At 69.1% G+C, this 20,851-nt stretch carries 20 protein-coding genes; 7 read left to right on the top strand and 13 right to left on the bottom strand.

The genetic code is table 11. The features are described from left to right. Positions 1-91 precede the first annotated feature (91 nt). The 4 genes from BMX17_RS07750 to BMX17_RS07735 all read right to left on the bottom strand — a co-directional run bounded on the left by BMX17_RS07750 (position 92) and on the right by BMX17_RS07735 (position 4,189). The gene (locus BMX17_RS07750) at positions 92-1,621 is read right to left on the bottom strand and encodes a bacterio-opsin activator domain-containing protein (protein ID WP_092658914.1); all 1,530 of its coding nucleotides are present in this window, start codon (positions 1,619-1,621) and stop codon (positions 92-94) included. 40 nt (positions 1,622-1,661) lie between these two features. Next, positions 1,662-2,696, bottom strand: a complete 1,035-nt coding sequence (locus BMX17_RS07745) for a sensor histidine kinase (protein ID WP_092658913.1) — start codon at positions 2,694-2,696, stop codon at positions 1,662-1,664. Positions 2,697-2,863: 167 nt separating this feature from the next. Further along, positions 2,864-3,520, bottom strand: coding sequence for an AIM24 family protein (locus BMX17_RS07740; protein WP_092658912.1), 657 nt, complete (start codon positions 3,518-3,520; stop codon positions 2,864-2,866). 78 nt (positions 3,521-3,598) lie between these two features. Continuing rightward, the gene (locus BMX17_RS07735; protein WP_092658911.1) at positions 3,599-4,189 is read right to left on the bottom strand and encodes a response regulator; all 591 of its coding nucleotides are present in this window, start codon (positions 4,187-4,189) and stop codon (positions 3,599-3,601) included. Between the two features lie 149 nt (positions 4,190-4,338). On the opposite strand from BMX17_RS07735, the gene BMX17_RS07730 reads away from it, so the two are divergent. From BMX17_RS07730 to BMX17_RS26645, 6 genes are all read left to right on the top strand, one after another. Next, the gene (locus tag BMX17_RS07730) at positions 4,339-4,767 is read left to right on the top strand and encodes an ArsR/SmtB family transcription factor (RefSeq protein WP_092658910.1); all 429 of its coding nucleotides are present in this window, start codon (positions 4,339-4,341) and stop codon (positions 4,765-4,767) included. Positions 4,768-4,839: 72 nt separating this feature from the next. Continuing rightward, positions 4,840-6,471: a PAS domain S-box protein gene (locus BMX17_RS07725; protein ID WP_092658909.1), complete on the top strand. Its 1,632-nt coding sequence runs from the start codon at positions 4,840-4,842 to the stop codon at positions 6,469-6,471. After that, positions 6,465-8,132 carry a sensor histidine kinase gene (locus tag BMX17_RS07720; RefSeq protein WP_092658908.1) on the top strand — a complete coding sequence of 556 codons (1,668 nt, stop codon included), beginning with the start codon at positions 6,465-6,467 and terminating at the stop codon, positions 8,130-8,132. The genes BMX17_RS07725 and BMX17_RS07720 overlap by 7 nt, the downstream gene beginning before the upstream one ends. Before the next feature lie 56 nt (positions 8,133-8,188). Further along, positions 8,189-9,568, top strand: a complete 1,380-nt coding sequence (locus BMX17_RS07715) for a hypothetical protein (protein ID WP_092658907.1) — start codon at positions 8,189-8,191, stop codon at positions 9,566-9,568. A gap of 80 nt (positions 9,569-9,648) precedes the next feature. Continuing rightward, complete coding sequence (locus BMX17_RS07710) at positions 9,649-10,104, top strand: RDD family protein (RefSeq protein ID WP_092658906.1); 456 nt, start codon at positions 9,649-9,651, stop codon at positions 10,102-10,104. A gap of 96 nt (positions 10,105-10,200) precedes the next feature. Then, positions 10,201-10,782: a DUF8121 family protein gene (locus BMX17_RS26645; RefSeq protein WP_211611302.1), complete on the top strand. Its 582-nt coding sequence runs from the start codon at positions 10,201-10,203 to the stop codon at positions 10,780-10,782. 8 nt (positions 10,783-10,790) lie between these two features. Here the strand turns inward: BMX17_RS26645 and BMX17_RS07700 are convergent, their stop codons facing one another. From BMX17_RS07700 to BMX17_RS07690, 3 genes are all read right to left on the bottom strand, one after another. Next, entirely contained in the window at positions 10,791-11,486 is a 696-nt protein-coding gene (locus BMX17_RS07700; protein ID WP_092658995.1) for a cupin domain-containing protein, read from the bottom strand. A gap of 62 nt (positions 11,487-11,548) precedes the next feature. After that, entirely contained in the window at positions 11,549-12,805 is a 1,257-nt protein-coding gene (locus BMX17_RS07695; RefSeq protein WP_092658905.1) for an ABC transporter permease, read from the bottom strand. Continuing rightward, positions 12,802-13,527, bottom strand: coding sequence for an ABC transporter ATP-binding protein (locus BMX17_RS07690; protein ID WP_092658904.1), 726 nt, complete (start codon positions 13,525-13,527; stop codon positions 12,802-12,804). Before BMX17_RS07690 ends, BMX17_RS07695 begins: the two co-directional genes overlap by 4 nt. 82 nt (positions 13,528-13,609) lie before the next feature. On the opposite strand from BMX17_RS07690, the gene BMX17_RS07685 reads away from it, so the two are divergent. Further along, on the top strand, positions 13,610-14,770 hold the full coding sequence (locus BMX17_RS07685; protein WP_092658903.1) for an outer membrane lipoprotein-sorting protein: 1,161 nt from the start codon (positions 13,610-13,612) through the stop codon (positions 14,768-14,770). A gap of 12 nt (positions 14,771-14,782) precedes the next feature. On the opposite strand, the gene BMX17_RS07680 is transcribed toward BMX17_RS07685, so the two are convergent. The 6 genes from BMX17_RS07680 to BMX17_RS07655 all read right to left on the bottom strand — a co-directional run bounded on the left by BMX17_RS07680 (position 14,783) and on the right by BMX17_RS07655 (position 20,825). After that, entirely contained in the window at positions 14,783-15,562 is a 780-nt protein-coding gene (locus tag BMX17_RS07680; protein WP_092658902.1) for a DUF8127 domain-containing protein, read from the bottom strand. Between the two features lie 55 nt (positions 15,563-15,617). Then, positions 15,618-17,246: a hypothetical protein gene (locus BMX17_RS07675; protein ID WP_092658901.1), complete on the bottom strand. Its 1,629-nt coding sequence runs from the start codon at positions 17,244-17,246 to the stop codon at positions 15,618-15,620. Position 17,247: 1 nt separating this feature from the next. After that, positions 17,248-18,009, bottom strand: a complete 762-nt coding sequence (locus BMX17_RS07670; protein WP_092658900.1) for an ABC transporter ATP-binding protein — start codon at positions 18,007-18,009, stop codon at positions 17,248-17,250. Between the two features lie 76 nt (positions 18,010-18,085). Further along, positions 18,086-19,087: a DNA replication complex subunit Gins51 gene (locus tag BMX17_RS07665; RefSeq protein WP_092658899.1), complete on the bottom strand. Its 1,002-nt coding sequence runs from the start codon at positions 19,085-19,087 to the stop codon at positions 18,086-18,088. 1 nt (position 19,088) lies between these two features. Next, positions 19,089-20,267, bottom strand: coding sequence for a DNA primase small subunit PriS (priS, locus tag BMX17_RS07660; protein ID WP_092658898.1), 1,179 nt, complete (start codon positions 20,265-20,267; stop codon positions 19,089-19,091). Positions 20,268-20,336: 69 nt separating this feature from the next. After that, positions 20,337-20,825 (bottom strand): GNAT family N-acetyltransferase, encoded by a 489-nt coding sequence (locus tag BMX17_RS07655; protein ID WP_092658897.1) that lies wholly within the window; start codon positions 20,823-20,825, stop codon positions 20,337-20,339. Positions 20,826-20,851 lie beyond the last annotated feature (26 nt).

Genomic DNA, 20,851 nt, shown 5'->3' with positions numbered 1-20,851 from the left:
CAGGGTCCGCGCACGGTGAGCGCATCGGTCATATCGCGCGTTCACACCATCCGCATCGGGCCATCCGGCTTCGACAACCGGAGTCAGAAAATCAGTCGGTCGTCTCGAAGAACTCGTCGAGGAGCTTTCGCTGACCGGCCCGGAGGTGGTGCAGGAGTGTGGGGCCGGTGATCCCCAGTGCCTCGGCGACTTCCTCGGCAGTACTCCCGCGGGGCGACTCGAAGTAGTCGGCGAAGAAGGCGGTCCGGAGGGCGTTCTCCTGGCGGTCGGTGAGTCGGTCGCCGAGCGCGTCCCGGAACTCGCCGACGGTCGTCGCCTCGCGCCGGCGCTCGCGTTTCGCGACGACGGTCGCGTCGTGGGCCCGCGAGAAGGCGTCCGCGATCCGCCGGACCTCGGCCTCGGGCGGTAACTCGACGACGATCCGTCCCTCGCCCGCGTCGTAAGTCGCCGAGCGGAGCGTCGCGCCCTGCCCGACGAGCTGGCCGAGCGGCGTCGACTCGTCGAGGAGCACCTCGAACGACCCGCCGTCGTCGTGGTCCGCGACGGTCCGGGTCCCGAGGACCGTCTCGCCGTCGAGTGCGCGCTCGACAGCGCCGGGCGCGTCACCCTCGGCGTCGAGATAGCAGACCAGACGGTCACCGTCGGGAACCAGCCCCGTCACCGACAGCGACGTCTCCGTCTCGGCGGCGGCCGCGACCAGCGGTGCGTCGGCGTCGGTCAGGGAGAAGGTGAGTTCGACGACGGTGTCGGCCGACAAGAGCGAGCGGTTTCGGGCGGCGGTCACCGCGAACCCGGCCATCTCGCCGACGATACCGAAGTTGCGTCGCTCGCGCTCGGAGAAGGCGTCCCGGTCGGAGGCGTAGACGCCGACCACGCCGTGGACGCTCTCGCCGTCGGTCAGTGGGACCGCGAGCAGCGACTGGACGCCGTCGGCGAAGGCCGCCCGCCGGATCGGTTCGGGAACGGCGTCGGCCTCGCCGAGCGACTGGACAGTCTCGGGCTCGCCACTCTCGATGGCGCGCCGTTCGGGGACGCGCCCGTCGCCGTCGAGTTCGTCCGCGATGCGGTCGAGCGTCCGGTTGTCAGCCCCAGCCGCCGCGCGCATCACGAGGTCGGCGCTCCCGACCGCGCGCTCCCCGACCCAGGCGAACTCGTAGAGGTCGGTCTCGCCCAGTTGCGCACAGATCGTCTCCGCGATCTCCGCGCGGGTCGAGGCCGCCACCAGCTCCCCCAGCACGTCCGCGATCAGTTCGCTCGTGACCGTCAGCCGGTCCACGTCCCCGCGTGCGTCCGCCAACTGCCGTTCCGTCCGCCGTTCCTCGGTCCGGTCGCGCAGGTAGAGGTAGACAGTGTTCCCGTCGGGAACCAGCGATACGTCGAGCCAGCGGTCGAGATCCGGGTAGTACGCGTCGAAGGACCGCTCGCGATCGGTCGAGGTCTCGAAAAACCGCGGGACCCGTGCCTCGACGGACTGGGGGAACACCGCGTCGATGGGCTCGTCGGTCGGGTCGGCCCCACCGAAGTCCAGCAACTCGCGGGCGGCCGGGTTCAGATCCCGGACGGTCCCGTCGGGCGCGACGTCGAGCATCCCGATCGGTGCGTTCCGGGCTGGGTCGTTCATCTCGCTCGCCTCGTGGGTTCCGGGCAGTGATACTTGAGACTCACGGCGTGTCCGGTTCGATCCCGGTCACCTCGAATCGGACGCCACCCGACGCGGACTCGCCGGCTTCGATCGACCAGCCGTGCAGGGCGGCGATGCGGGCGACGATGGCCAGCCCCAGCCCAGTGCCGTGGTCGTCGGTGCTGTATCCCGGCTCGAAGACGCGCTCGCGGTCGGCCTCGGGGATCCCGGGGCCGTCGTCCGCGACGTAGAAGCCGGTCCGGTCGCCGTCGAGAGGCCCGATCGTCACGGTGACGCCATCGGTCGGTTCGGTGCCCATGTCGGGACCCATCGACCCGTGTTCGACCGCATTCCGGAACAGGTTCTCGAACAGGCGGCCGACCCGGTCGGCGTCGGCGGTCGTCGTCGGGAGTGGGCCGTCGACGGCGAGCGTCGCGTCGGCGGTCTCGACGGTCTCCCACGCGGCCTCGGCGACCGCGTCGAGGGCGACCGTCTCGTCGGGATCGACCACGTCCCGTCCGCGGGCCAGCGTCAGCACGTCCCGGATGATCCGTTCCATGCGATCGTGGGCGGCGGCGACCCGCTCGAAGTGGCCGTCGTCACCCGTCTCGCGACCGGCCCGGAGCCGGGCCGTCGCCACGTCGAGCGGGTTCCGGAGGTCGTGGCTGACCACGCTCGCCACTTGGTCCACGTCGATGGTCACCGATCCGTTGGCTCCCTCCTCGGGGAGCGGAACGAACGCGAGAACGGCCTCGCCGTCCGGCTCCGGCGGGACGGTTCGCGCGAGGTATCGCTCCGCTCCGCCGGTCGCGGCGGCATCCCCGTCGGTCCGGACCCGGACGGAGCCACCGCCGGACAGAACCGCCTCGAAGCCGTCGGGCGACACGGTGGTGACGCCGAGGTCGGCCATCGCGGTGGCCACCGGTTCGCCGACCGTCGCCGGCCCGAAGACCGCCTCGAACGGGTCGTTCACGGCGCGGACGAGCGCCGTGCCGTCCTCGAAACCGAACCGGCAGGCGGGATCGGGCCACCGCTCGATCCGGATCGGGTCCGCGTCCGCTCCGTCCCCGGTCATGCGTTCGCGTCCCTCGTCGCGGACGACGACGCGGCGGTCGATGTCTCGGTGAGCATTGGCGTTGTGCTGTGTACAAGCTGGGTCGTTTTAGTCGGTGTCGCTAGGTATACAGAGGTGACGGGGACGCTGGGTGAACGCGGACTGGCGGGGAGTGTCCCCCGGAGCTGTCAGACGTGTTCCTCGTACGGCTGAACGACGACGAAGCCGCCGGTACCGGTGAACTCCATCTGGAAGCGCTCGCCGGACTCCTGGCCGATCATGTCCGAGAGGTTGGTGTTGACCGACACGTCGGGCGTGGTTCCGCTCCAGGCGACGGTCGCGCTCGGGTCGGTCGTGACCGGTGGCTCCATCACCAGCGGGTCGCCGTGGGTCGTCAGCGCCACGTAGCCGGGCCCCTCGAGGTAGACGTTCGTGAAACCACCCGCGAACGAACCGGCGAGGCTGTCGATGGTGCTGATCTCGTAGTCGAGTTCTGGATCGAACGCCAGTACGTCCTCGCCGTTGACCGTGACCGACTCGTCGGCGTCGAGTTCGAGGATCTGGACTTTCTTCTCACGGTCGGCCAGGTAGACGTGGCCCTGGCCCTCGACGGTCATCACGGGTGTCCCCTCGCCGGTCGCGGCCTCCTTGAGGAAGCCGGTGATGCCGCCCTCGGCCGAGGCCTGGCCAGTGAAGGAGAGATCGCCCGTGTAGGCGATCATCGCGCCGGCCTTGGCCAGCAACGATCCGTCGACGGCCGCGTCGAGCGTGTAGCTGTTCTCGAGCTGGAACCGTTCCTCGGACTCGGTCGGTGCGTGTTCGGATTTGAACTGGTCGACGTCCATGGTGTCACCTCGCCGCCGCGAGACTAATAAACAGGGGGCGGCGTTTCCGGACGAGAAACGAGGCCCGGACGGGGTCGCTCACTCGCTCTCGCGGCCGATGGCATCGAAGTCGTCGAGCGCGTCCGCCGCGTCGCCGAGCAGGCGTCTGGCGCGCCGCTCCAGCCGCTCGGCGGTCGCTTGCAGTTCCCCGAACTCCTCGTGGGACGCCCGTTCCTCGGTCGAGAGTTCGGCCTCGACGACCCGCCGCTTGGACTCGACGCCGAAGTAGTCGCCGAGGACCTCGTAGCCCAGCACCGTACACTGGTGGGTGACTGCCGCCCGCACGTCCTCGCGGTCGACCGGCTTGCAGAGGTAGTCGTCGAAGGGCATATCGAGGACGTCGAACCCCGGATCGATCGCGGTGACCATGATCACCCGCCCGTCGAAGTCACCCTCGTCGAGGCGTTCGAGGACCTCGTCGCCGGACAGCCCCGGCATATGGCGATCCAAAAGCACCACGTCGAACTCGTGGTCCTCGACGGCTCGCAGTGCGTCCTCGCCTCCGTAGGCCGTCTCGACCTCACAGAGGCCCCGCAACCGGAGCGCGTACGCGTCGGCCACCTCTCGCTCGTCGTCGACGACCAGCGCCCGCGGGCGGTCCTCGTCGGCTTCGTCGGTCCCGGCACCCATCTCGGTCTCGGTATTGTTCGGTCACGGTGATAACGCCTGTCGTTCGTCTCGCCGGCGACCAGGTCTGTATTACTAGATAGTTCGGGGATCGGTCGTCTGTATAGCTAGCATCGATCCATAGCACGATGGCGTGTTTCGGTCGATATACGATGACCGGAGACACGCGGCGATACGGAACGACCGGTGGCGTACGGCGCGACCGGGAACCCGACGATGCGAACACCAAAGGAACGGTCGGCACGACCCCCGACGAACTGCTCGAACTCCTCGGCGACGAGTACACTCGGGCGGTGCTGGAGGCGATCCTCGACCGGCCGCGCAGCGGCGGGGCGGTCGCGGACGAGGCCGGCGTCTCCCGGGCGACGGCGTTCCGTCGCCTCAACGAACTGGCCGAACTGGGTCTCGTGGAGACCGAATATCACATCGATCCCGACGACGGCCACCACCACAAGCGCTACCGCGCGGTGATCGATACTTTTTCCGTCACGTTCGGGGAAGAGGGATTCGAGCTGGCCGTCGACACCGACGGCACACACGCCCAGGGGCGAGTACCCGCTCGTGCGCCGGCGAACGATTGACGACGGGAGGATTACCACGTTGCCAGGGAACCGGGACTGCATTCGACGGACGCGACAGGGGCGGCGAGGACGATGAGTGTCGCCCCCGTCGGTCACCTCGCGATCGGGATTCTGGCAGTCGTGGTCGCCGGCGCGCTCGCGGCCTCGCTGTGGCCGCGACGCGACGAGGCGACCGCGCGCTCGCTTCTGGGCGTCGCGCTGGCTCTCCTCCTCGGAAGTCTCCTCTACCTCCTCGTGGCCGGTCCGAACGGGGCGGCAGTCGTCCGCGACCTGATCGGTCGGGAGTCGCCCGACCTGCTCTGGGTCGTCCTCGGTGCTGCGACCAGCGTCGTCGCTGGGGGCCTCTGGTCGCTGTTTGCCTTCCGGTACACTGGCCGCGACCGCCGGTCGATCCGGGCCGTCGCGGCGGGTGTGGGACTGCTCTCGCTGGGGAGCATCGTCGTCTCGGTCCGGGCCGCGACCGCCGGACCCTCGGTCGCACTCGTCGACGCGCTCACCGTCGGGTATCTCCTCGTGGGATTCCTGGCGACGGTCGGGGTCTTCCTGTTACTGTGGGCGTCGGTCGGCACGAACGCCTTCCCCGTTCGGGAGCCACTGTTGCTGTCGGGTGGGGTCGTCGTCCTCCTGTCGGGCGTCCACGTCGCGCAGGTGTTCGGCCGTCCCGTGCTGTACCCCGCCTCGATCGCGCTCGCCGGCGGCGCCTTTCTCCTCCCGGTACGGCGGTATCCGATCTTCGAGACACTCCCGGCCGCGCGCGTCGCTGGCCGCGACCGCGTCGTGGACGAGTTGGCCGACGGCGTGGTCGTCGGCGACCGGCTGGGGACCGTCCAGGACCTGAACCCGGCCGCGACACGCCTGTTCGGCGTCGCCGCCGAGGCGGCCACCGGCCGCCCGGTGACTGCAGTCCTGGATCAGCGGATCGATCCGGACGAGGTGGTCGCCTCACAGGAGCCGATCCGGGTCGAGACCGGCGGCAGGACCGTCGAGGTGACCGGGTCGCCGGTAACCGACCGACGTGACCGGTCGTTCGGGACGGTCCTGCTCTGTACCGACGTGACCGAACGCCGGACCAGAGAGGAGCAACTGACTCTGCTCTCCCGGTTCGTCGCGGACGTCGTCGACGACCGGATGGCCGACGTGGCCGCGGACGCCGCCGCGGTCACCGACGGAACCGCGACAGCCGACGAGACCGCAGTGGCCGACCGCGTCTGGAGTCGAACGACCGAACTCACGACCCTGGTCGCGCACGCCCGTGAAATCGAACAGGCCATCGCCGACGGCGAGGGGGCCACCGCCGGAACGGACCTGCGACCTCGGATACACGAGGCCGTCGAGCAAGCCGCCGACGGAGCGGACGGTGACGCCGTCGAACGCGTCGTCGACCCTCCGGAGACATCGCTGTCGGCCGATCTCTCCGCCACGCTCTTCGAGACCGTGGTGAAACTCGTCGTCGAGGACACCGCCGAGCGAGCCACGGACCGTGTGACGGTCGACGCCACTGCGGAGCCGCCGACGATCCGGGTCAGCGCCGAGCCGACAGCATCGACTGATCGGTCGGGGACCGGCCGGACCGACGACGTGACGATTCCCGTCGTCCGGCTCGCAGTCGAACAGATCGGTGGCACGGTCTCGGTGACGCGGGACGGGGACCGACGGCGAGTGACGGTCGAGTTCCCGCCATCGGACGGGGGTGACCGATGGTAGCCGTCGGCTGGACGCTGGGCGCTGTCGCAGTCGGATGCGCCTGCGTCGCGACGGTCGTCCGGACGAACAGGCACCGTGACAGACCCGGAGCCATCCCGTTCGCGCTACTGGTCTCGCTCCTGAGTGGGCTGGCAGTCGCAGTGTCGCTGTGGCAGGCCGGGCTCGCGCCGGTCGGGTCGGCGGTAACCGTCGAGGCACTCCTGCTCGGTGGCTACGCGTTCACGTCCGTGCTCTGGATCGGGTTCGTCTTCGAGTACACCGGTCGGGGGCCTGTACTGACCGCTGGACGCTGGGCAGGGCTGATCGCGCTCGGCTGTCTCGCTATCGGTAGCACGGCCGTCACGTGGCTCCACGAGATCGGGCGGGTCCCACTGGGAACGGTCGGACGCGTCTCGTACCTGACGACCTTCATCCTGCAGATCGCGGTGTTCTCGCTCGGGCTGCTCGGGATCGTCCTGATCGTCCGGTCGGCGATCGCCTACGACGATCTGTCGCTCCCGCGTGCGAGCGTCCTCACCGTCGCGGGCCTGGGTATCACGTTCCTGCCGCTGACGGTGGGCTTCAGTCGGTTGTTCACACCGGGGGCGACACTGCGGACGGCGTTCCTGCAACTCTGTCTCGTGGTCGGCCTCTTCGCGGCGATGGAACTCGGGGACGGCCTGTTCGAGACGGGACCGACCGCCGGCCACCTCGCGCGGGAGACGGTGCTGGACACGGTGGCCTCGCCCGTGGCCGTGGTCGACCGAGAGAATCGCCTGCTCGACCTGAACGAGGCCGCCGCCGAGGTGTTCGCGATCGACCGGACCCGACTACGGGAGCGCTCGCTGGACGCGGTCGCGGGCGTCGACGAGGAGACCGACCTGTCGGCCCCGCTCACGATCCGGACCGCCGACGGTCGCCGGGAGTTCGTCGTCGACCGCAGCGCCATCGGCGACGGTACCGGGTCCGTCCTCGGGTACGCATACCGATTCCGTGACGTGACCGACCGGAAGACCCGCGAACAACGACTCCAGGTGCTCAACCGGATCACGCGCCACAACCTGCGCAACGACCTCGACGCGATCCGCGGGTTCGCCGAGACGATCCGGGAGGAGGAACTCGGCGACGCCGAGACGGAGGAGTACTTCGACCGGATCGAGACGCTCGCGCACGGCCTCGTCGACCTCTCGTCGGCGATCGAGCGCTCCGAACGGCTCTTGACCGATCCGACGCCGAACCAGAAGCAGTGTGATCTGACCGCAGTCGCCGAGACGGTCGCTGACCGAACCGACGGCGAGCGAATCACCGTCGACAGTCCAGCCGACCCCGTCGAGATACGGTCCGACCCGGAGATCGTCCGGCTCGTCCTCGAAGAGCTGGTCGAGAACTCGATGGAACACATCGACGGGGACGAGCCGGTAGTCGTCGCCGTCCGGCAGAGCGAGGCGGGCGGCACGCTCGACGTGCGTGATTCCGGCCCCGGAATCCCCGAACACGAGCAGGCCGTTCTGCTCGAAGGCGAGGAGACCGCGGGGATGCACGGCACGGGCGTCGGCCTCTGGCTCGTCGCCTGGGGTGTGACCCGCCTCGGCGGCCGGCTGTCCTTCGGAGACCGTGCGTCCGACGACAGCACCGTCACCGTCCACCTCCCAGATCTCGGAGCCGAACACGAACCCGAATGATACGTTTTAACACTCTCCTGACCAATGATGATACAGTTGCGCGCCCTCCCGACAACATGACTCACCCCTCCGACGCCCCGTCAGTCGCATCGTCGTGTGATCGTCGCCGGTTCCTGGGCCTCGGTGCCACAGCAGCGACGGCCGCGCTCGGCGGCTGTTTCGGCCTCGGCGGCGGAGACTATCCGAACTACACCGACTGGATTCCCCCGAGCGGGGACGGACTCCTGGTCGGGTATCTCGACTTTCGCATCACGCGGGACTCCCCGCGAGCCGACCGACTGCTCCCACTCATGCTCCCGTCGCGAGACGGCGGCGAAGCCGCCGAGTTCGTTCCGAACTTCTCGGGGCTGGACGAGATCGACGATCCTCTGCTCGGCTGGCCGCTCCAGGTCGGGGGCCGACTGATCGCCGGAGCCGCTATCGGGATCGCCGCCGGCGGCCTCGGCTACCTCGTCGACCGGGAGAAGCCGGCGCGTATCGTCGACGAACTGTTCGTGGCCGACGGGGTCGCAGTGGGCCTCGGCGAGATCGACGAGGACGAGGCCAACAGAAGGCTCCGGGAGGGGACCGACGACCTCATCGGCCAGATCGCGTTCGAGTCCAGCGGCGACTATCGTGGGTTCACGATCTATAGGCCGACCACACCCGGTTTCGACGGCGTCACAGGCCTCAGTGGGTCAGCGGTCGTGGTCGCCGACACGCGCGAGGAATTGGAAGCGGCCGTCGACGCCCAGCGCGGCGACGGGAGTCTCGCTGTCGACGAGGACGGGACCTTCGAGTGGCTGGTCGACGAAGGGGGGCGGGGCGACCTCGTTGCCGGGTGGAAGGGAACGGCCGACCCGGGCGAATATATGTTCGGTGACACGGACGACCTGATCGCGAAGGACTTGCTGACCGACCGTGATCACGTACTCGGCACCGTGGACTTCGCGCCGGACGAGAACGAGGTCACTGCGGAACTGGCCGTTCAGGACGGCGGACTCGACGGATCGGGGAGAGACCGTCTCAAGTCCGAACTGGGTACGTCGAGCGGCGACACGTCGTTCACGGGCAGTGGGAGACGACTCTCCGCGACCGGGTCGTACACCGGGGACGTGTTCGATGTCGATTTCAGCCAGCCTCCGAAGACGCCCACACCTCCGGAAAACGAAGTACCGTCGGGCGATCCTCCGCCCGTAGTCGCCGAGGCCGTGCCCGGAGACGCGGTCGAGTTCAGCTACGACGGCGGCCGCAAGGTCAAGGTCGGACTCACCGCCGACATGGCGGTGGACAAGGTGACGATGCGGGCGCTCGAATCGGAGTGGGAAGGCTCGACGACGACACCCCAGAAGGGACTCTACTTCTACGTCTACATCGATCCCGAGGGGGACGAGGTGGTCGTCACAGCGACCGTCGACGGCGAGACCGGCGTGATCGCCCGGCGGGAGTATCCCTGACCGACCCGGCGGCCCGCCGGTGTTTCCAGGCGAGAAACACCACCTTTGGATTATTGGACGCCCCGCTCGACGGGTCAGGTATGGAAGCACTCGACTCGGACCGGTGCGGCGTCGGTATCCGCGGCGTCGCGATGGCTATCGACTCGATCGTCTGGCTCGCGCTCTTCATGATCGCCGTCTCCGCCGTGGGTGCGATCACCGGTCAGACGGTGACCACTGCGAGCGGCGTCGAGACGGATCTCACCGGCACGCCCGCCGCGATCGGACTGGGCCTCTGGCTCGCGCTCGCCATCGGCTACCACACCCTCGCCGAGTGGCGGACCGGCAAGACCCTCGGCAAGTACCTCGTGAGCATCCGGGTGGTCGCCGCCGACGGGACCGCGCCGTCGTTCGGGGCCGTCCTCGGTCGCAACGTCCTCCGACTCGTCGACTGGTTGCCCCTGTTCTACCTCGTCGGGATCGTCGCGATCGCCCTCTCGGACGGCCAGCGACGGCTCGGTGACCGGGTCGGCGGCACGGCCGTCGTCCGCTCCTGAGCGACTCCGAACCGCACCTGTTGGACAGAGACCTGATACTCAAACGCCCGCTTGACATATCGCTGGTCGTTTTGTGCGCGACCGTGATGGGCCGCTGTGAACAGACGCGCGTTTCTCAGGCTCACGGGGAGTGCCTGCGCGATCGCGACGGCAGGGTGTAGCGCGCCGGGGAGAGCGGAGCCGCTCTCGAATCCCTCGGTCGCGGGGGAGTCGAGCCAGCGGAAGCATCTCAGTTTCACCGCCGACGGCGAGGAAATCGCGACGTTCGGCGTGGACGGACGCGTCGACGACGGGATGATCGACCTCCCAATCGAGATCTACCACCGGGATGGAACCACCGTGGACGCGATCACGCTCGGGGTGTGGATGCCGCCACGGGACGCTCCCGCGACCGTGGCCGTGGAGTCACCGGTGTCCGGCGACAGTTCGCCGCCGCCCGAACTCACGCTCTCGACGCCGGATCGGAAACAGGGCCAGTTGATCGAGATCTCGGATCTGGACGACCTGGCCGACGAGACGATCAGCACGCTGACCCTGCTCGTCGAGCCCCATCCCGAGGCCACGGGGACGCTCTCGATCGACACCGAGATCGAACTCGGCGGCGGGGGCGTGCTGGCGAGCGACTACACCCTCTCCGGACGACTCGACCTGGAGTTTCCCGAGTTCGCGAGTCGGTAGTCGACAGCTCACAGCGACGGTTGTTCGACGTGGGACGCCCAGAACGACTCGGACTGGTACTTCGGATAGGTCGCCCGGTAGCCGAGCGCGTTCGCGACGGGCCCGAGGACTTTCGCCATGGGGATCGTGACCGACGGCGGCGGCGAGGTAAACACGGTGTCGTCGCTCGTCGCGGCTGTCATCGCCAGCCCCTGCAGGAGCCCGGGCTGGGCGTCCTCGTCGAGCTCGCCTTCGTGGGCAAGGCCGTACAGCGTCGTGATTACGTCCTGTGTCTGGCCTGCCGGGCGGGTCGTCGTCACCGTCGCGCCCAGTTCGTCCCCGACGTTCCGGAAGCTGTGGGGGACGCCGGCCGGGACCGCGAGCTCGTCGCCGGCCGTGGCGTGTCGAACCTCGTCGCCGACCTCGAAGCGGAACTCGCCGCGGAGGACCTCGAAGGACTCCTCGTAGCCGACGTGGTAGTGTTCGGGCGGGCCGTCGTTCCCGGCGGCAAAGACGCCGAGGCCGGTGGCGTACTCGCCGCCAGTCTCCTCGGACGGGACGAGCGTCGTCACCCACTCGCCGGTGATCGGGTTCGATACCAGGGGGCCGGTGCGGTCGGCGAGACGGTCGGCGATGGGACCGTCGGGGTCGATCTCGATACCGGTGTCGGGGACCGGCTCGCCGTGCTCGTCGAGTGTCCGACCGACTGTGACTGTGGAGGGCACGAGCCCTGTCTCGCCCGTCACCGTGGAAAACGTGTCGGTGTTCGAACAGCGAGCGCGACCAATCACTCGTAGCGGAGCGCGTCGATGGGATCGACGCGGGCCGCGCTCCAGGCGGGGTAGAGCCCGGAGACGACGCCCACGAGGAGCCCGATGCCGATGGCCGCGCCGACCCAGCCCAGCGGGAGCGTCAGGGGGAGTTCGGCATATGTGACGGCGATCCAGCCACCCGCCACGCCGACGGGGACACCCAGCAGTGCGCCGCCGACGCCCAGCAACAGGGCCTCGACGAGGAACAACTGTAACACGTCGCGGTTGGTCGCGCCGACGGCTTTCATGATCCCGATCTCCTTCGTTCGCTCGCGGACCGAGACGAGCATGATGTTGGCGATGCCGATGGCCCCCACGAGCAGGGAGATGACGGCGATCCCGGTGACGAACTGGGTGAGCCGGTCGACGACGGTCTCGATGCGCTGGACGATGTCGTCGTTCGTCTGTGCGCTCACCGCGTAACTCTCGGGGGCTAGCTGTGCGGCGTCGGACTCGGCGTCGAGGTAGTCCTGCACGCGGTCCTGAACGGCTGCGGTGTCGCCGGGGTTCTCGGCGACGACGGTCACCTGCGGATAGACGTTCTGTCGCGTGCCGGTGGTCGGACTCGTGACGACGGTGTCGTAGGCACAGCTCGGCAGGTAAAACCGGGGCTGGGAGCCGAAGCCAGCCAGCGGGTTCAGGCCGGCGTCACCGTCGAGGATGCCCACGACCGTGACGTTGCGCGTCCGGTTGCCGCGCTGGGTGACCGACACCCGATCACCGACCGAGAGATTGCCGGGGAAGAGTGCGGCCGCCGATGGGGTCACGACCATCTCGGCTGGGCAGGCGTCACCCGACTCGGCATCGGCGAAGGGGCCGCCAGCGCGGAACGTGACACTCTCGAACAGCGCAGGTGTGGTCGCAGTCACCTGATCCCTCGCGACGGTCTCACCCCCGTGAGAGAGCGCCGAGGTGGCGATGGTCCCCCGCGGGACGACTCGATCCACGCCCTCGATGTCCTCGATCCGGCCCACGTCGTACTCGGTGAACACGGGTTGGGAGAGCGCGGCCGGGGGACCGCCGTCGTCGTCGGGCGAGGCGACCAGGAACACGCGGTTGGCCGGCGAGTCGTCGAACTGTCCGACGACTTCCGCTTTGACGCTGGCTCCGAGGGTGACGAAGGTGATGACGGCCGCGATGCCGATGACGATTCCGAGCGCGGTCAGGGCCGCCCGAAGTTTGTGGCCCCGGATCGACCGCACCGCGAGCCGCAGGCTCTCGGCGAGGTTCATCGGGCCGCTCCCCCCGTGTCGACCGCGTCGATACCTTCGATCTCGCCGTCCCGGAGGCGTACGATGCGCTCGGCCCGGTCGGCGATGGCTCGTTGGTGGGTGACCAGCAGGATCGTGTTGCCGGCCGCGTGGAGATCGTCGAGCAGGGCCATGATCCGGTCACCGGTCTCCGTGTCGACGTTGCCGGTCGGTTCGTCCGCGAGGACGATGGCCGGGTCAGTCACCAGCGCGCGGGCGATGGCGACGCGCTGACGCTGGCCCCCGCTGAGTTCCGACGGGCGGTGGTCGGTCCGATCACCCAGGCCCACCCGGTCGAGGAGGTCGCGGGCTCGCCCCAGGCGCTCGGCGCGCGCGACACCCTGAAAGACCAGCGGGAGCGCGACGTTCTCCTCGGCGGTCAGCCGCGGCATGAGGTTGAACGTCTGGAAGACGAACCCCACCTCCTCCCCGCGGACGCGGGCGCGCTGACGGCTCGATAGCGCCGTCACGTCCTCGCCGGCGACGCTGACGGTCCCAGCGGTTGGCGTGTCGAGACAGCCGACCAGATTGAGGAGTGTGCTCTTGCCCGACCCGCTGGGCCCCATGACGGCGGTGTAGGAGCCCCGGGCGAGCGTCACCGACACGTCGTCGAGGGCGTAGACCGGTTCGCCACGGGTGTACGTGCGAGACACGGCGTCGAGCTCGACCGCCGGCGGCTCGCCGCTGGCCACGTCGCCTGTCATTACCCGAGCCAGGAGCCCCAGACAATTGAACGCTACGCGCACCAGCCGAAGGGTTAAGCAAGTCTCGCCCCTAGGCAGGCCAGTGACACCTCCCACCAGTGACACGGACCGAGGGGTACTGTCCCTGCGGCTGGCCGCCATCGTCGCGGTACTGCTGGGGGCCGGCGTCGTCGTCGGCATGGCCGTCCAACCCGACGGGACGACCGGGCCCAGCGGCGAGGACGCCCTCGATCGCACCGCAGAGCGGTACGCCGACGCCGACAGCTTCGTCGGCACCGTCACCCTCGACGTGACCGTCGAGAACGAGACCGACCGATACGAGCGGTCGGCCCGCGCGCAGGTCCAGTACCTCGCGCCGGACGGCTACCGGATCGACGTACTCGCACCCGACCGCGTGGCGAACACGACCGTCGCCACGAACGGCTCGGTGGCGTGGCTCGACGGGCCGACCGGCCCGCCCGTCGTCCGCTCGCCCAACGCCAGCCAGTCCGAGCGGCTCGATGCACTGAACGTCTCCGCGGCCGTCGAGAAACTCGACGCGAATACCTCGGTGACCAACCGCGGCACGGCCACCGTCGACGGCGAAGAGACGTACGTCCTCGACGTGGCGTACACGGGCGCGACGGAGTTGCCCGACGACGAGCGCTACGCGAACGTCAGTGAGAAACTCGACGAGATCGAAGACACGAACCTCACGGTCTGGGTCGACACCGACGACTACCGGCTCCACAAGGTCGAAACCGTCGTGACCGGGGCCGAGGGGACGGCGACGACGACGATGCGCTTCGAGTCGTTCCGGTTCGACGTGGCGATCGACGAGAGTACCTTCCGACCGCCATCCGACCGCCGGGTCGTCTCCGGCGCGTTCGACCGGACGAGCTACGACACGCTCGCCGACGCTGACGCGGCCGTGGACTTCGCTGTCTCCGAGCCCGCGGTGCCAGCCGGCTTCGAACTCCAGAGCGCCGTCGTCGGCACGCAGGGCGACCGCGCGACCGTGACCGGCGTCTACGGGAACGGCACGGCCGAGTTCCTGGTCGTCCAGTCCGAGCAGAACCCGCTCGCCCGGTTCGACACGGACGGGGAGTCCCTGACGGTCGGGAACGAGACCGTCACGGTCGTCGAGCGCGGTGACACGACGGTGCTGTTCTGGGAGGCCGACGGCCGGACCTACGGCGTCGCCGGGTCGCTCGGGCAGGATCGACTCGCCGAGATCGCCGAACCGCTGGTCGCGGCGAACTGAGATCAGATCCCGCTACTCTTCTTGCTCGCCGGCCTGTGAGACGTGTGTCAGGCGGAATCGTCCACGGAGCGAAACGAGCAGTCCGAGACCGACGGCTGGCGCGACAATGCACAACAGGACGCGGAAGAAGCCGGCGAGTGCTGATCGTTCGCGCACACTCGATTCGTACACGCGGTAGTAGCCGCCGTCGATCCGGACCGGCGTCTCGGGGACCTCGACTGCCGCGGTGTGGTTGGCCGAGCCAGTCCGGGCAGCCGTTCGGACCGTCGGCGAAACATCGTCGGCGTCGATCGAGACGTCCTCCAGCGTCTCCCAGGGACTGACGGGTTTCTGCGCGAGGTAGATTCGCACGAGTCCGTTGTGCGTTTCGTCGCCCGAGGCCGTCGGGTCGCCCGTGGTGTAGGTCGCCTCGTAGATGCGACCGTCGACTCTGACGTACCGATACCGTTGGCGACCCGGGAGCGACGTGTAGTTCGACGAGTCCGGACGCGACTGCCACTCGGTCGGGATCGAGTGGTTCGCGGCGAGATGCGACTCGAACGCACAGATACGGGTGTCGAAGTCCCCGGAACAACCGATCTCGTCGCTGATCGGCGTGTGATCCGGCGTGTCGTCGATTTCAGTCGCGTACTCGATGGTACTCCCGTTGACCGTCACCGCGGCGCGCTCGTACTCGTGGACCCGTTCGCCCAAGCCCAGTGGAAGGCTCCAGAGCGGGGCCGCCAACAGCACGAGCGCGAACGCACACGTGAGCGCGTCCCGCCGTGCTGGCGTGAGAGGGAGGGCGGACATCCGTGTCCGGCGAGTCCACCGGATCGGGCAAAACGATTCCGTTCCGCTGACACGATCACTCGTAGGTGTACCCGTCCAGGCGGGCGACGGCGTAGCGGTAACAGCCCGAGGCCACGAGCGCGAGCAGGGTGGCCCACGCCAGGAAGCCCACCGCACGGAGCAAGTGTGCCGATCCGCCGACGAAGGGGGGCGCGTCGATCAGGACTGGCACGAAGACGGCGGCGATGCCGGCGACGGCGACGACGGTCGTCACAAAGGAGTGCCCCAGCAGGGCGGCGGTCGTCGGCGTCGGGGCCTCCGCGCCCCCGAACGCGCGGACGGCCTCGAACCGCGGCGCGAACGCACCCAGGCCCAGCGCCAGCAGACTGCTGAAGGCCGCGAGGACGACCGTGTACGCGAGGACGTACGCGAGGCTCACCGGGTCGAGGACGCTGTACCAGCCCGTCAGGACGACGGCCAGCAGGGTGAGCGGGAGCCACAGGAGCGTGCCGGCGAGGATCCGGGCGTGGGTGAGCGTCCGTCCGGGCGAGGGCGTCGTGAGGACGGCCGGAAGCATCGACCCCTCGGCACCGAGTGGGTTCAGGCCGAAGGTCCCGCCGGTGAGGAACGCGCCGAGAACGGCGACGAACACGGGCAGGATCGACGACTGTGGGTTGGAGATCGCCAGTTGCGCGATGGGGAAGGCCATAAACAGGAAGTAGGTCAGATGGACGAACTGGGCGGGGGCCCTGATACCCCGAACCCACTGCCACCAGACGAGTCGCGTGACCCGCCGGCGCGCGAGGGCGGCGGGCATCGCCGCGCGGGAGAGGCGTGCCCGGACGCTGGCTCCGTCGACCGTGACCGGATCGGCGTACCAGACGGCCGGTGCCAGGTGCCAGGTGGCCACGAGCAGGAGCGGGATCGATGCCAGGACGATACCGGCCGCGATCACCGACGGCGTGCCGACGCTGACGGCGACCGGCGAGGCGACGAGCAACAGGTCGGCGTACGGGCCGACCGGGAGGGCTCCGAGCGGTGCGAGCGCCTCCAGCAATCTGACAGGGTTCGACGGTGCGAACACGTTCACGCCGACGATGATCGCACCGGCGACGAGGAGGCTCGTCCACGCGCCGGACGGGTTCGACCAGCCCAGTCGTCGGTACCCCAGGCGAACGAGATACCCGAGTGTGAACCCGCCGGTCAGCCCGAGCGCGAGCAGGGGGAGGACACCGACGGCGGCGGCGGGGATCATGAGGGGCGTGCCCGCGCCCAGCGCGAAGGCCGCGACGGCGGCGACCAGCGGGCTCCCGAACACGACGACGACGCGGGCGTACTCCGCCAGGACGAGACCGGTGACGACCGCCCGGGGTCGCACGAGCGTCAACAGCAGGTCGGCGTGGTCGGCGTCGCCGGCCCGTTCCAGCGCCCGGAGGCCGAACACGACCGCGAGCGACCCGATCCAGGCGACGACCTGCGGGCGGAGCAGTTCGACGACGGGCAGGTCCGTCCCGGCCCGGAACCGCAGGCCAAGCGCGTATCCGCCCGAGAGCAGCGAGAACAGGACCGGTGAGAACAACACGAGCAGGAGTGCGATACCCATGAGTTGCCGGCGGCTGGTGAGGACGGCCCGGACGCTCCGGCGGACCTCGACGGTCGCGATCCGGACCCCGTGTCGCAGGTCGGTCGCCAGTTGCCCCGCCATCTCAGTCCTCCAGCACGGCCTCGCCGGGGTGGCCGAGTTCGGCCGTCAGATCGAGGAACGCGTCCTCCAGTCCCCGCTCGGTGCCAGCCTCGGCACGGTGTTGCAGTTCCGTGGGCGACCCCTCGGCCACGAGTCGGCCCTCGTTGAGGACGCCGACGCTGTCGGCCAGTTCCTCGACGACCGGGAGGACGTGCGTCGAGAGAAAGACCGTCCGCCCCTGCTCGGCCAGTTCCGCGAGGAGGTCCCTGACCGTTCGGGCGGCCCGCGGATCGAGCCCGCTGGTCGGTTCGTCCAGAAAGAGTACGTCGGGGTCGCCCAGCACCGTGCCCGCGAGCGCCGTCTTCTGGCGCATCCCCTTCGAGTACGTCCGGATCGGGTCGTCGGCATCGGCGAGCAGTCCGAACCGTTCCAGAAGCGAGTCGATCCGGTCGCGCTCGGACGCGCCGAGGTCGCGCAGATCGGCAAGATAGGAGAGCTGTTCGCGGGCGGTCAACTCGTCGTAGACCGGCGGTTGCTCGGGCAGATAGCCAACGTGCTCGACGACGGCGTCCCGGTCGGCGACGTGGTCGCCCTCGATCCAGGCGTCGCCGCCGCTGGGGTCGGTCAGCGTCGTCAGAATCCGCATCGTGGTGGTCTTGCCCGCGCCGTTCGGGCCGAGAAATCCGTAGACCGTGCCCTGCGGGATCGAGAGGTCGAGCCCCGCGAGTGCCGTCACGTCACCGTAAGTCTTCGTCAGCGCCTCCGTCTCGATGGCGGCGGGCATTGCCCGTCACTGATAGCCTCCAGCGGTATCAATCGTCCGGCGACCACACCACGTCGATACGACCCATCGGCTCCGGTCACCTGTCCAGCGGTTCCGCGGCGTCGCGTTCGACCAGCGGCTCGGCGTTGGCGGCCGGGAGCGTTACCACGTCTTCGCTGGCGAGGTCGTAGGCTCGTTCGTCGACTCCAAGTATCTCGCCCACGTCACGCGTGATCCGGACCGTTCGACGGTCGACGCCCGTATCCTCGCCACCCGACGAAGCTGTCGCCCCGCCGTCCGAACGCGGATCGGGCGCCGGGTCGGCGGCATCGCCTGGCGTCGGGTCGGCCGCGCCGTCCGCGTCCGATGGGCCCGCGACGCTCGATGGCTCCGGAGTGGCGGTCTCCGTCGATCCGGCCTCGATGCCATCCGGCTCCACCGTGTCGCCCGCCGCTGCCGGTTCCTGGGGCGGCACCGGCCGATCCGAGTCCGAGGAGTCCGCCGACGCGTCGGGGGCCAGTGAGTCGCCAGTCGGCGTGTCCTCGTTACTCCCCATCAGATCAGCGGCGTCGACGCCCGTCGACTGTTCCGATTCCCCGGACGGCGCGGCAGGCTCGGGCGCGTCGGCCCCCGACGGATCGGGCGCAGGTGACCCGCCGCCATCCACAGGTGCATCGTGGGTCACGTCCGGCGTGTCGACGGCCTCGGGATCCTCGCCGTCGAGGATCGCGAACACGCGGTCGCGGTTGTTCTCGATAGACGCGACCATGCTCTCGAACAGCTCGCGTTCCTCGGCGGTCAGCCCCTCGTCCTCGGTGGGCATATCCGCCGCGGCGAAGGAGGCCATCTTGACGAGCTTGCCGACGCGCCGCTCGTAGATGGCTTCGACCGTTTGCTCGGCCGTGTTGATGTTGTTCGTGATCCGGTTGACCTCCGGATCGTCGAAGGGGTCGTCGGCCCGCTGGGCGGCCTGGTCCCGCTCCGCGCGCAACTCCTGGATCAACTCGCCCGCGTCCGCGTAGAAGGAATCGCGCAGCTGTTGGAGGCTGTCGCTCTGGCGCTCGCGGTCCCTGACCGACTGGAGTTCGTCGAGGTTCATGCTATTCCGGCCCCTTCTCGGCGCGCCCCCGGGCCATGAGGAACACGCCGACGTGCTCTGGTACGGAATGCTCTCCCTCCGAGAGTGTAAAACTATCGCCCAGGAGCTCGACCAGCCCGCCCTCTGTCACTTCCACCGTGATCTCGTGACCGACGAAAGTCTCGGGCACCGCGTCGACCAGCGGATCGAACTCCGCGACCGCATCGCGGTCGATCCGTTTGACTTCCAGTCCGCTCCCGCCGTGGAGCGTCCCGGGCAGGCGGATCAACCGGTTCGTGTCCGTCGTGACCGGTTCGTCGATGGGTGCGTCGTCTTCCTCCACGACCGACGCGGCGATCCGCTCGGCGAAGTTCTTGACGACGGGATGGGCCGAGAGGTTCCCCCGCTCGATCTCGACGAACCGCTCCTGTGCAATCGTCCAGGCCGCGCGAGCCTTCTTCTCGCCCACGCCGTCGTACTCCTGGAGGCGCTCGATGGCCGCGTCCTCGTCCATCTCTCGGATCTCCTCGAACTCGGCGAGCAGGCGCTCGTGGATTCGCCGGCCCCAGCCGCCGTCGGTCGGTAGATACTCGTTGTGGGCCGGGCTCTTCCGTCCGACATCGCCGCCGACCGCTTCCTCGTCGATCAGGGCGTCGAATTCCATCCCGATCCCGCGCACGTAGTCCACCACTTCCCGCCGGGCCTCCCGTTCGAGGTCCCGAACCCCCGGATCGCGGACGTGAACGTGGTAGCCTCGGCCACCCGAGAAGGCGACGGTCAGGTCCCCGAAGCCGAAGTCGTCCTCCAGAAAGTCCAGCAGGCGCAACAGGGCGTCCTTGCACTTTGCCAGCATCTCGGCGTAGGAGTCCTCGCCGAGCGTCACCGAGGGGAGGTGGTCGGCGTCCAGGTCGAAGACGAGATCGGAGGAACGCCAGGTCTTCTCGCTCATCGACCCCGCGCTGGGGTCGTCGTAGCGGCCCGCCGAGAAGTAGACGTGGCGCGGGCGCTCGCGTTCGAGGAAGCCCTCGATGTCGCCCAGGTCCAGCAGCGACTTGTGCCGGACCATCGTCGTCCCGGGCCCCGAGGTCCAGGGGATGTACCCCCACTCGCGCTCGTTGGCGTCGGGCGGCGGCGTGATCTCGGCCCGGCGGTAGTAGTCGCCGAACCGGCCCCGGAGATACGCGCGGGTTCGCTCCTCCATGCTATCACTCCCGTTGCGGGGAGCAGTGCAAAAGGGTTTGCAAAACCGGCGTCCCCTGCCAGGGACCCATCAGGAGAGCAGTTGCTGCAGGCGTTCGGTGATTCCCCCGCCGGTGCCGAGTTTGAGGTAGTAGGCGTCGCCGCCGTCCTCGTAGTAGTTGTCGATGCGGCGTTTGACCTCGAAACCCAGGTGGCGGTAGAAGCCAATGGCGGGTTCGTTGGTGGTGCGGGCGTGACAGGTGACCGAGGAGTGGTCGTCGGCGACGCGGGCGATCAGGCGTTCGCCGAAGCCTTCGCCGCGGTAGCCGTCGGCGACGGCCAGAAACAGGATGTAGCCGTCGCGGCGGACGGCGGCGAAGCCGACCAACCGTTCGGTGTCGACGGGGCCGCTCTCCAGGAAGAGATAGACCGTCGACCGCCGGTAGGCGTCCCTGAAGAAGCCGCGACGCTGGCGGAGGACGCCCTCCTCCTGGCGGATAGACTCTTTCAGCGCCCAGGCATCGTCTACGTAGGCGTCCTCCCCGGCGTCCACGACCCGACTCTCGACTGTGGCGCTCACTACCCCCGTGTAGCGTGTAGACCACT

This window comes from Halorientalis persicus (assembly GCF_900110215.1).
GTDB lineage: Archaea > Halobacteriota > Halobacteria > Halobacteriales > Haloarculaceae > Halorientalis > Halorientalis persica.
Note: the sequence above shows the minus strand (reverse complement) of the source record. Positions and strands in the feature narration are given on the sequence as shown.